This window comes from Algoriphagus terrigena DSM 22685, assembly GCF_000429445.1.
In the GTDB taxonomy this organism is placed as follows: domain Bacteria; phylum Bacteroidota; class Bacteroidia; order Cytophagales; family Cyclobacteriaceae; genus Algoriphagus; species Algoriphagus terrigena.
Map to the genome: position 1 here is coordinate 404,857 of NZ_KE386904.1, position 11,606 is coordinate 416,462.

Below are 11,606 nucleotides of genomic sequence, written 5' to 3' on the forward strand. Positions count from 1 at the left end.
CTCTTTTTTTCAAGTTCAAACCCTCCAAAACAAAAACCGGGGAAGAAGATCTCCCCCGGTGTCTTTCACTAACTAAACCTGTTTAAACTGTTCCGGTCGTTTAACCCGTTGGAATCTTACCAAGGCTTGTTGGTACCCTGGATGATCCAAGGCTTAGCCCACTGGTTGTTTGGACCGATCTCCGCACCATACTGGGATACTTCCAGACGGCCTACGGCAGTTTCAACTTCTTCAGCGTTGAAGTTCAGTTCATTGTTGCCATAAGGGAATCTCACTGGCATCACTGGCTCCATAGAAGCAGGACCTGTCTTGAAATCAGGGAACCCAGTACGTCTGTAGTCAAACCATGCTTCGGTAGCGGAAGTCCAACTGGCAATCCATTTTTGGGTCAGGATTTGCTTAGCTGTACCGTCGAACGCTACCCCAGGCTGAGCGATATAAGCATCATAGCCATTTGACACACCCCAGGTCTTCAGGGAAGCTTTGATCCCGTTTTCATAGTGAGTTTTCGCATCTCCTACAGAATATCCTTTGGTGGCAGCTTCTGCCAAGATAAAGCTTACCTCAGCCGTAGAGATGAGTCTGGCTTTCAGCAGATCATGCTTTGCCAATCGGTAGACATCGCCAATCTGGGAAACGTGCTGGTTTTCCAATTGCTGACCCGGAGTTGGGTTCAGGTTATGTGCCGATGGATTGATCAATCCGGTCGGCACGCCTACGTACTCTCTGGTGTCCAGTTCATAACCCAATAGATCCGGATTATAGTGACGGGTGAATGTGTTGCCTGCAGCGATTTCCTCCAAATATTGCTCATCGCCCAGAGAAACAACTCCATCTTGGATCACGCCATTCTTCCGGATGAAAGGATCAGTCGCTACTGTAAGCGTCTTGTCCTCCACCCATCGGCAGTGAACCGGTCTGAACCAAACCTCTACTCTTGGATCGTTGGTTTGCAACATTGGGTCCAGCAAGGTGTTTGCTGGCTTCAATCTTCTGAAGTTAGAACCGGCATCATACGAAGCCGCTGTCGGCCAGGAATCATCCGCAGAAGCACCGAGGTAAGCCATCACGACATCATCAGACGCATCGGTCAGGTAATTGCCCGAAGCATAGATTGCTTCGATCCCTGGCTTGGCGATCTCTGGCAATTTGTCGGAGATTCTCATGTAATATCTCAACAGCAATGAGTTGGCAAATTTCTCCCAACGGGCTGCATTTCCGCCGAAATAGATGTCATACTGAGGAATAACACTCTCCGAAGATGTGCTTGCAAAGATCGCAGCAGCAGCCTTCAAGTCTTCAATCACTCCTTTGTAGATCACTTCCTGAGAATCATAGATCGGAAACTGATAATCCAGTTCCGACTTGGAACCCTGAAGGGCATACGTGTAAGGTGCATCTCCCCAGAGGTCCGTCACCATTCCAAACAGGAAGGACTTCATGGTCAGACCGATGCCTTTGTGGAAATCTGAACCGACTTCTTCTGATCTTTTGATCAGGAATTCATTGGTTCTCAAAAGACCGTAGTAACCATTCCAGTCGCTGGGTGACCAGTCGTAACTGTTGTGGCCACTAAACCAGCCGTCTTTTTGCGTGTGTTGAACTACGCCGGCGATATCCTGATATCCGAGGTTGTTCATGTTTTTTGCTGCTCCTACCATCACAGTAGGCATCAGCATGTTCACGTTAGCGTCAGCCGGAGACACCCCGTTGGGGTTGTTGTTTATCTCATCTAAACTTTCGCAGCCAGCAAATGCTATCAGCGTAGCGAGCGAAAGTACTTTGGTATGTTTTATCCAATTTTTCATAGTCTCTTTTATTTATTGAGCGAGTGGATTAGAAGTTGGCGTTGAACTTGAAGCCCAAAGGCATGGTCCAAGGGTTCACGTTTTGAAGCTCAATACCTTGTCTAAACAAGTTAGCTGAGTCACCTTGCTTGGAAGCTTGCAACTGGAATGCTCTCTCTGGATCGATACCCACATCAGCTTTAGTCCAAAGCATCAGGTTACGGGTGAAAATTGAGACGCTTGCATTCTGGAATCCTTTGATTTTAGGCAGCGTGTAAGCCAAGGAAAGCTCGCGAAGTTTGATAAATGAGGCATCAAAAGTAATCGCTTCGTTGTAGCTCCAAGGATAGGTGTCGGAGATCGGGTAGATGTTGGTACCCTCACCGCCGAGGTGCTCGATGTATTCACCGTTTTCTCCCATAATGACGCCCGGAATAAAGGCTCCGTCTGTGCCAGCCGGCCCTTGATTGACCGCCAATCCACCTTCGGAGGCATCATATCCACCCACTCTAGGGAATGCACCGTTTTGAGGAATGATGTATCTGCCCGGATCAGACTTCAGCAAGTCGATGAGTTCTTGTTCGCTGTAGTTTCCACCTGGGATCAGCATATCCTTTTGTCTTCCGGATTTCCAGTCAGACTCAGCATATCTATAAGTGAATGACATGAAATCACCACCGATACGGGTATCGATGCTGGCTGCCAACACAAATCTGCCATAGCTCAGGCTGGTTTGGAAACCAAGCATCGCGTCGGGGTTGAAGTTACCCACCTTTCTTCTGTCCTCTCTACCGTTCTGGTTGATCCACTCTCCGTTTTCGGAAAGAATCGGCCATCCATAGTACTGGGAGTTCTTGTCTTCCACTGTAGCAAAACCACGGCTCCAAAGATCACCGATTTGACCGCCTACATAAGTGCTGGCGCCACCGCCATTATCTTCCCAAAGGGTGATGAATTCCATCCCTTCAGTCAATGACTCAAGCTTGGTTCTGTTGCGGGTGATGTTCAAGTTCAAATCCCAAGTCAGACCGTTTGGCTTCTGGATCGGAGTAGCTCCGATCTGAACTTCCCAACCTTGGCTGGAGATCAAACCTGCGTTAACCTGTCTCTGAGAGTACCCAGAAGATTCAGGAGTAGGAATACTCAGGATCTGGTTTTCGTTCTTTTGGTAGTAGTAAGTAGCTTCGAAACGGATTCTGTTATTCAGGAAATTCATATCCAAGCCCAATTCCTTTGAAGTGTTGATTTCAGGCTTCAGGTTAGGGTTTAGCAAGGTACCTGGATAGTTGGTAGTGATCAAGCTACCCCAGCTGCCGGTTCCCAACTGCTGCTCCAACGCATACGGATAGGTATCGTTACCAGCCTGTGCTATACCTGCTCTCAACTTCAGCATGGAGATGCTCTCAGGAAGATTGAAGGTATAATTGGCCAGCCAGCTCAAAGAAAGCGATGGATAGAAGTAAGATCTGTTCTCTGCAGGCAAAGTACTGGACCAGTCATTTCTGGCGGTGATATCCGCATACAATTGATCCTTGAAACCCAAGGAAGCCACACCGAATACGGAATAGATTGCTTTTTCAGACGAACCGTTGCTGTAGTTCAAACCTGTACTTGCAATGTTGCTGATTCTGTAAAGACCAGGTACGATCAGACCTGCGTTAGTCTTGCTGCCCATGTAGCTATCGGTATAGTGCTGCCTCATGACGTTACCACCCGCGCTGACATTCAAGTTGAAACCTTCCCATTTCTTGTTGTAAGAAGTAAGGAATTCCACGTTGGTCTCAGTGCCACTCAGATTCTGAAGGTGATAAGCACCTTTTCTTTCTCTTGTGTAAGAATATGGGATTTTGGTTTCGCGCTCTTCGCCATAGGTATCCATAGTCAATTTCACGTGGGACCTGATCGCGTCAGAGAACTTGTATTCCGCCTTGATGTTTCCGAAGATACGGTCACGGACGAAACCGTTGTTGATTCCATAAGCGATGAAGTACGGGTTATCGTTCTGTGTGGATACTGATCGCTGCTGGATTTCCTCCTGACCTGGTACCCAGTAGTCCTTCAGTTCGCGGATATCCACGTGAGACCAAGCATACACTGCCTCCAATGGGTTCGCTCCTCTGTTACCCGTCGCAGGACGGTTGTCAGACTTATTGCGGGAAAGGTTGATATCCGCGCTGAGAGCCAGCTTGGGAGTCATGTTATAGGTATTGGAAAGGTTGATGCTGTGACGGTTCAGATCCGTATTTGGAATCATCCCTTTGTTGATCATATTGGAGTAGGACAAGCGGTAAACTGCTTTGTCGGTCGCTCCTGAAACAGACAAGGCATTGGTAGAAGTGATACCTGTCTCCAGGAAGTTCTTCATGTTGTCTTTGTAGGATTTCAGTTCGGTCGCAACCTGGTTTCCGGATGCGTCACGGGGACTGTTCCACTGCACAGCGGTGTTGCCGACATCCAATTTAGGGCCTACCCAGTAAGCAGAGCGCTCATCTAGCAGGTCCGTTCTGGAGCCGTTGGCATATTCGTAGTGCATATCCAGGTAACGATAAGGTGTTTCGAAGACGTTGGACGTGGAGAAATTTACCCGCATCGCTTCGCCTTTCTTACCTTTTTTGGTGGTGATGAGGATTACCCCGTTACCTGCTCTGGAGCCGTAAAGCGCCGCCGCACTTGGGCCTTTCAATACCGTCATATCTTCGATATCGTCTGGGCTCAAATCGGAAATAGGGTTACCGTAATCTACCTGGTTTCTGTCACCCATGGACCTTACGTTCCCCAGTGAGTTGGACACCGGCACCCCGTCGATCACGAACAAAGGCTGGTTGTCACTGCTCAAGGAAGTAGCACCACGGATAATTACGCTGGTAGAAGATCCTGTACCGGAAGTCTGGTTAACCTGAACACCGGCCACCCGACCCGCAAGTGAACCGAGTGCGTTTTCCTGGGTGACGGTTCTCATCGCGTCGCCATCGACCTCACCTACCGAGTAGCCGAGAGATCTCTTTTCACGCTCGATGCCCAAGGCAGTCACGACCACCTCGTCCATCGCCTGTTCGTTTTCAGCCATGACCACGTCTAAGCTGGTCTGGTTGTTTACGGGTATTTCGACCGTGGTGAATCCGATGTAGGAAAACACGAGTACCGCGCTGGATGAACTGACCGACATTGAATAATTTCCGTCGACGTCAGCCACGGTACCGTTGGTAGTGCCTTTTTCCAAGACGGTAACACCAGGCAGTCCGAGTCCGTCTGTCTGAGAAGTCACCTTTCCCTTCACCACGACTTGGCTTTGGAAAAATTCTTCCATGGAAAGATTGGGACTGTTTGAAGCCCTCCCCTCCACAGGAGTAAGAAGGACCGAGCCCATTACCAGAGCGAGGGAAATCCCCTGGAAGATCTTGGGCCTGATTAAGCAGTTAACTTGTTTCATAAGCGTTTAGGTTAGTTAAAGTGTATTCGATTTTTAGGGGTTTTCATCATTCGAGTCAGCAGCGCGGCGGCTTTCCAAAAACTGAGCAAAAAGCTTCCAAAACCCCTCATCAAGGGATTCTGCCTGTTTTTTATCGTCCAGCATTTTTAGAAAAAGATCAAACTCCGTACGGCTGATTTGACCTTTTGCCAGCTTCTTGACTAGTTCTGATGCGTTTGGATTTTCCATAGCTTGCTCATTCACAGGTAATACCTCGAGGGCTAAAAAAGAGACTACTGGATAATAATTTTTGTTAAATGGACTTTTGATATCACCCGGAATGGCAAGAAAAAACGCGGCTTTAAAAAAATATGGAATCAAGTAAAAAGTTGTTTCACTGGGAGTTAGAAAGGTCAGAAGAGCCTTTACGGGCGAATATTACCAAATCGTTAAGACCGACGATTCCGCTGTTCTGCACTCACTTTGCCGGGTGAGACAGGTCGCTAGCCGCCTGCGTTTGACCCGGTTATTTTGCAGTTTATTTTCAAAAAAAACTTCCCGTCCGGGAGGATCATTTGCCTCTCTGGGGTACAAATCCAATTGAAATGACTTGCAATCCCCCCTCTTCCAGCCCAAATAGGCCATGCCTATGGCATCTCTTAAGCACATACCCTCTATTTGAACAACCCTTAAAATGGCAGGCTAGGCAGTCGTCCATGCCTACGGTATTATTGATAAATACAGTTATCCCACCCTACAGGCTGCCTACTTGCGAGACTTGTTTTCAGGACAAATTCTTTGCGCTCGCTCCCCTCCGTCGAATTGGCAAATTTCATCTTTCCCTCTAAAGCTATTAAAAACCTACAAGCCGTAACTCGCACCACTTTTGCGGCCCGCGGCCTGTTGAAACGCGTGGCACAATCTGTGGATTTCTTCCCTCCCTCTATTCGCTCAAAAGCCCCTTTGGGAGCTGGATTGCGCATCTACTCTCGCTTGGAATGGTATTGGCGGCCTGTCCGCAGGTTCTCAGGCAGAGAACTGCCCCAGCGGGCGAACATTTACTAAACCACTATCATCATGAGTTTACTAAAAGACGTAAGAGTGGCGATCTTAGCCACCAATGGATTTGAAGAATCGGAGTTACTGGAGCCCAGAAAGGCATTGGAAAAGGAAGGTGCGGAGACCTTTATCATCTCTCCCCAAGGAGGCGAGATCAAAGGCTGGAAAGACGGCAATTGGACAAGTGCGGTGGCCGTGGATGCTCGGATTGACGAGGTCAGCCCCGTGGATTTCGACGCCTTGTTGATCCCCGGAGGCGTGATCAATCCCGATCAACTGAGACGGGACATGGGAGCGGTCGAGTTTGTGCGGGCTTTTTTTGAGGACCAGAAGCCTGTGGGAGCTATCTGCCATGGGCCACAGTTATTGATAGAGGCCGAGGTGACCAGAGGCAAGACACTTACCTCATTCGCATCGATCCGTAAAGATCTGGAAAACAGCGGTGCCCAGTGGGTAGACGAAGACGTCGTCGTAGATCAGGGACTGGTGACTTCCCGAAGTCCCAAGGATTTGCCTGCTTTCAACAAGAAGCTGGTCGAGGAGTTTAGGGAAGGAAAACATGCTGGACAGCGCACGTGAGGCATATAAGATGATCCCGCTTGGAAAAGGCGTATGAATTTGCGAGTTCATACGCCTTTCTGTTTTTACGGATTTGCGATGCGGCAGCAGCCCAATAATCCAAGTTTTAAAGTCTATTCCAAACTGCTGTCGACCGTGGACAGTTGACAAAATCCCAAATTATTTCAGATCTTTAATCACCTCGATCAGCGATTTATAGATGAGTGGCCCGGTTTCCGGACCCAGAGAATTCTCTTCGCCGTATGTGTCGCGCTCATCATTGTAGAGATACGGCTTTCCTGTGTCCCATTCACTTTTGGGGATGATGTATCCAATCTCATCGTTGGATAGCCCGAGATAAAACTTGTATTTGTCGGTGATGAAGTCCTGGATCGGAGGAGTCTCTATCGGCTGAATATCAAATTCACGCCCGTCAGGAGCTTCTACCCCACCAAAGATAATCTCAGGATAGATCTCTCCAGGGATGCTCAGGAACATCGCCGGGCCGATACGGATAGCGCCAACTTCTGTTCTTGATTTGAAATATTCCGGCATCCCCATCTTTATCAATCCGATCCCACTGGCGATTTTAAAGGTGATATTGTCCAAGGGAGCAAAGATTGTCTTTGCGCGTACCGAGATGCTGGAAGCTGTCAGCGTGTCGCCTCTCAGCTTCAATGCCTCGAGTGACATCAGGGCAATGTGATCGCCCAGGGCTTTGGTCTTCTCATAAGTGGGTTCCGAGTACGGCGTCCCAGTAAAGGGATCGTGTATGGCGATGGACGGATGTGGAGCCATCAAGCCTCCAATCGCTCCGGAAAAATAGATCGCCACGCCTCCTATCCCTTCCTGCATGAGTTCGTCTCCATTATAGACGCCATTTTCAAGGCCTTCCCTTACGTAGTGGGGAAAATCGGAACTGATCAGAAGATTTTGGCTCCAGAGTGTTTCGGGGTGGTTAGACCAGTTGATGATCGTACCCAGCGTTTGGTTATTTTCCAGATCCAGTACCTGCATGAGGTGTATTCCAGTTGCTTTGACGATGGGCTTGCGGGTGTCTTTCATCAGCACAGAGTCTCTGCCTGAGAGGTCTTCGGCAAATACAAGCTTCGCTGGCCGCAGTTTGCCGGCAGCTTCGATGATGGCTGCCACGGTCTGTGCCTTGACATATTCCATTATCTCGGGACTGACGCCGGAGTTGAAGATATTTTCACCCCAGATACCTACCAGATCGTTGCTTTCATGCGTGTGGGTGGAAGAAAGCAGGGTATAGTCAATATTTAATTCTTTTGGGATCCGGTTTCTGATGTCGATGACATCGCCGTGCAGAAAACCGATCGCATCCATGGAAATCATTGCAATTCTGCTTTTCCCATCGTCCAAAACCATGACGCGCGACCATACCTCATCGTGTACGCCTTGTGCAGGTTTGGCATTGCTCATGCCGGCGATCCAGAAAGCGTCGAACTCCCCGTTCTTGTTCAGGTCGTTGAACGTGTCGCCGTCATCCTCGTCGTATTTGTTGTCACCATTGACGTCGTTCCAGGTATCAATGATCGTTGGGGTGATGGCCTTTTTAGCGAAGCCCGCCAGCAGAGGTTGCGGAGTTTTGTTTTCCAGCTTCAGGTCGATGGAGTATCCGGGTTGCCGGTCCCTCCAATTGTAGACGAAGATTCCCCCGATGACCAAGATGATCGCTAGGATAAAGAGGGAAAACAGTTTCAGGAATTTTTTCATAGTGTGTTCACAATCTCTTATTGATAATATGGAATCTTGCCACTAGTCAAATTTTATTTTATTACACCTCGATACCTCAGTGTCCAGAGCAAATCAACTTGTAATGGGAGGGAAAACTCGGCGAACCTGCATTTGCCTCTCCAGTCGACTTTCTCAGCTCATTCAGGCACTTCTGTATCCACATTTTCGCCGAACCGACCCTTTGCTCCTTTCAGTTCTTCATGCGATCCGACCGCCACAGCGGAAAGTATCAACAGGCCGGCTACTATTCCAAGGAGGAGGTAAAGTGCTCTTTTAGGTTGATCAGGAAGAGGAGTAATTTCAACCGTGCAGAAAGGCATGAGGGCGACGATTACTCCAAGGTTTAGAAGATACAGGAATTGCTCGGGGCGATACAGGCTCAGGTACGATCCGGTAATCAGAAACGTATAGACGATATACATCCCAAACAGCGTCAATCCGGCCCCCTTGATCAGTGCAAAACGTTTATCATCAGAGCTGCTTCTCCACTTCCGGGAAACAGCGACACCCGAGATTAGCATGGCCAAAAAGCCCAGGAATGCCAAGCCCACTGCCATAGTCGCCCAAAATTCCGGTGCGGATGGCATTGCGGCGGTGTAGGCTGGCAGCAGATCTTTCTCCCAAAAACTCTGGTGCCAAACGATAAAGGGGATCAACACCATCAGTCCAAAAACCGGCCAAGAGATACTGGAAGACCTCGATGCAGCGGGAGTTTGCTGGATTTCAAAATTGGCTGTCAGTGCACTATATGCCATTCCGATACCTCCAAAGAATCCAAGGGAATATTCCATCATGTTCCAAAAGTTGAACTTCAGCCCGGACACGTTGCCCAAGACCAAAAGGAATTCCCCAAAAGCGAATCCAAATCCGGCACCCAGACCAGAATAAACGGCAACTTTCAGTGGAGCCGAATAGCCATTTCTACTGCAGAAATAGGCCAACGCAATCGCTGCGCCGGCGCATACTGCCCAAGCTTCTGAGCGGGGCGGCGTCATCAACATGCCCAACTCTTCAATCACGACGTAGTAGAAGATGATCGCTCCGGCACACATTTCCACCAGGATTTGATGCCATGCGACTTTTTTGCCCGAGGAAGACTCCTGAAGGCCGAGCCCAAATAGGCCCCCGCCCAAGAATCCGTAAAGCCCACCGACGATAAACATCATCAGCAGAGCATAGGCGACGTTGGGATAGTCATTCATCCGGCCGTAACCCACCAGCTGTCCGTAGCTCATCATTCCGCCAAGACCCCAGCCGATGGCTCCGAGAAGTGCCGCTTTCAGTCCTCCGGCAATCCACTCTTTCCGGTTTGAAAACAGGATCAAAAAGATACAAGCGATTCCCCCGGCCCATGCCGCACCTTGCTCGTGCCCAAACTGACCGCGGATCGCCCAGGCGGTGGCGAGGGTCATTCCTGTCAGGAGGATGGGAAGTAACTTTGATTTCATCTTTAACTTTTTGGTAGGAAAGGGGTTTTTCTTTCAAAGAACAACATAGCCGGTGACTACTTTTCTTTACTTAGGGAAGCGTGTTTTTCGTGTTGAATACCCTTGGAGGTGGAAAAAAGACTAGTTAGAGATAGATGTTTGGGATTTTTTGGGACGAGAAGGTTGGATTGGACCGGTGCGGTCATGTCGTCGACTGGCTGTTTTCGAAGATCCTGCGTTGTCGGTGCGACAAAAGTTTGGCAGGGGCGGCTTAAAGTGGACTATTGGGAAATCTAGGAAAATAAAGCATTCTGGGAAAAATATGGACAAAACCCAACGTATGTGTGACGTATGTATAACTGAACCCCAACGCAGCAGTGGCTTTGAGGTAGCCATGTCGTTGGGTTCAACTAACGTTTTCCGTATAGGCAGGAGTTGATATCAAGTTGTTGCTAGGTCTTCAAGTCGTGGTCCTGCGGCAAAGCTTCGGACAAAAACAAAACTCGCTTCCAATCACCAAAAAGGAAAAAGTCCAAGAATGGACTTTTTCCTTTTTATTCTATGGGATGGGAAAACTCAATTCAAATTCATGCTTCCGGATTCCACAGATTGCTTACCAAGTTTGATTTTAATTCTTTGTCCAGAATTTATAGAACTGGTTTCCATTATCTTGGGCGATCGTCTAACCTTCCTCCTGACAAATTTTAAGGTCATCTTTTCCAGCAAATAGCCCAGAAAAAGTACAATTACTGTAAGGATAGGTAGCACGAGATTGTCAGAATAATCCCCCAATATAAAAACTGTAAAGATAAGTGTGATCTGCAAAAAGCCTAACAACAAAGCTACTTGATCATGCTTCAAACCCATTCTCATCAGAAAATGGTGAACGTGTCCTTTGTCCGCAGTCATTGGGTGTCTGCCTTGAGAAATTCTTCTTGTAAACACCCTTGCCATATCAAACAATGGATAGATCATCAGGACGATACCGGCGGAGAAGGTCGGCTCTAGTTTCAGTAAAGCGCCTTTGGGAAGGGCCGAATTATACTCCATAAATGCAATGATTAGGCTTCCAATAGAAAATCCCAGCGTGAGACTTCCCGTATCACCCATAAAAATCTTCGCAGGATGCCAATTGTAGATCATGAACGCGAGTACCCCTCCTAATAGCGTCAAGCTAAGTACGGCCAAACTTTCAATTCCCTGGAAATAAAACCATCCACCGAGAATAGCCAATGTAATTGATCCGATAGTGGCAGCGATACCATCCAATCCGTCGATCAGATTGAAAGCGTTTGTCAGCGCCAGCAAGACAAAAGCGCTGAAGCCATAACTCACCAAAATAGGTATCTCATGAATCCCCAAAAAACCCTGAAGATCTCTGATTCGCATGTCCCCAATAATCACGACCAGAAAGACGGACAGCAACTGGCCAATAATCTTTCGAGAAGCCCTAAGCTCAACCATATCGTCTCTGAGGCCTACGAAAAACATTACGGCTATACCTCCCAACAAATACCTGATGTCCGGAATTGGAAACTGCCAAGCCCAGATAGAAAGTGCCACAAAAGAAGAAACGATAAATCCAATACCTCCCATTGAAGGCGTAGA

The 11,606-nt window shown here is 48.3% G+C and carries 8 protein-coding genes; 2 read left to right on the top strand and 6 right to left on the bottom strand.

The window, feature by feature from the left end:
• Nucleotides 1–116 precede the first annotated feature (116 nt).
• Genes G459_RS0125625 through G459_RS0125635 form a run of 3 tightly spaced genes read right to left on the bottom strand, consistent with a single transcriptional unit; the run spans nt 117 to nt 5,577 of the window.
• Complete coding sequence (locus G459_RS0125625) at nt 117–1,808, bottom strand: SusD/RagB family nutrient-binding outer membrane lipoprotein (protein ID WP_026970133.1); 1,692 nt, start codon at nt 1,806–1,808, stop codon at nt 117–119.
• A gap of 28 nt (nt 1,809–1,836) precedes the next feature.
• Complete coding sequence (locus tag G459_RS0125630; RefSeq protein WP_084454715.1) at nt 1,837–5,217, bottom strand: SusC/RagA family TonB-linked outer membrane protein; 3,381 nt, start codon at nt 5,215–5,217, stop codon at nt 1,837–1,839.
• Between the two features lie 33 nt (nt 5,218–5,250).
• Nucleotides 5,251–5,577, bottom strand: a complete 327-nt coding sequence (locus G459_RS0125635; RefSeq protein ID WP_026970135.1) for a hypothetical protein — start codon at nt 5,575–5,577, stop codon at nt 5,251–5,253.
• Between the two features lie 696 nt (nt 5,578–6,273).
• On the opposite strand from G459_RS0125635, the gene G459_RS0125645 reads away from it, so the two are divergent.
• Complete coding sequence (locus G459_RS0125645; protein ID WP_035457023.1) at nt 6,274–6,834, top strand: type 1 glutamine amidotransferase domain-containing protein; 561 nt, start codon at nt 6,274–6,276, stop codon at nt 6,832–6,834.
• 159 nt (nt 6,835–6,993) lie between these two features.
• Here the strand turns inward: G459_RS0125645 and G459_RS0125650 are convergent, their stop codons facing one another.
• The 3 genes from G459_RS0125650 to G459_RS0125660 form a co-directional block, all read right to left on the bottom strand.
• Nucleotides 6,994–8,550, bottom strand: a complete 1,557-nt coding sequence (locus tag G459_RS0125650; RefSeq protein ID WP_026970138.1) for a hypothetical protein — start codon at nt 8,548–8,550, stop codon at nt 6,994–6,996.
• Between the two features lie 158 nt (nt 8,551–8,708).
• Entirely contained in the window at nt 8,709–10,019 is a 1,311-nt protein-coding gene (locus tag G459_RS0125655; protein ID WP_026970139.1) for a hypothetical protein, read from the bottom strand.
• A 555-nt stretch (nt 10,020–10,574) separates the two neighbouring features.
• On the bottom strand, nt 10,575–11,462 hold the full coding sequence (locus tag G459_RS0125660) for an MraY family glycosyltransferase (protein ID WP_245588254.1): 888 nt from the start codon (nt 11,460–11,462) through the stop codon (nt 10,575–10,577).
• Here G459_RS0125660 and G459_RS30510 point away from each other — a divergent pair.
• Nucleotides 11,349–11,597, top strand: coding sequence for a hypothetical protein (locus G459_RS30510; protein WP_245588255.1), 249 nt, complete (start codon nt 11,349–11,351; stop codon nt 11,595–11,597). The two genes, G459_RS0125660 and G459_RS30510, sit on opposite strands and share 114 nt — an antisense overlap.
• The last annotated feature ends 9 nt before the right edge of the window (nt 11,598–11,606 follow it).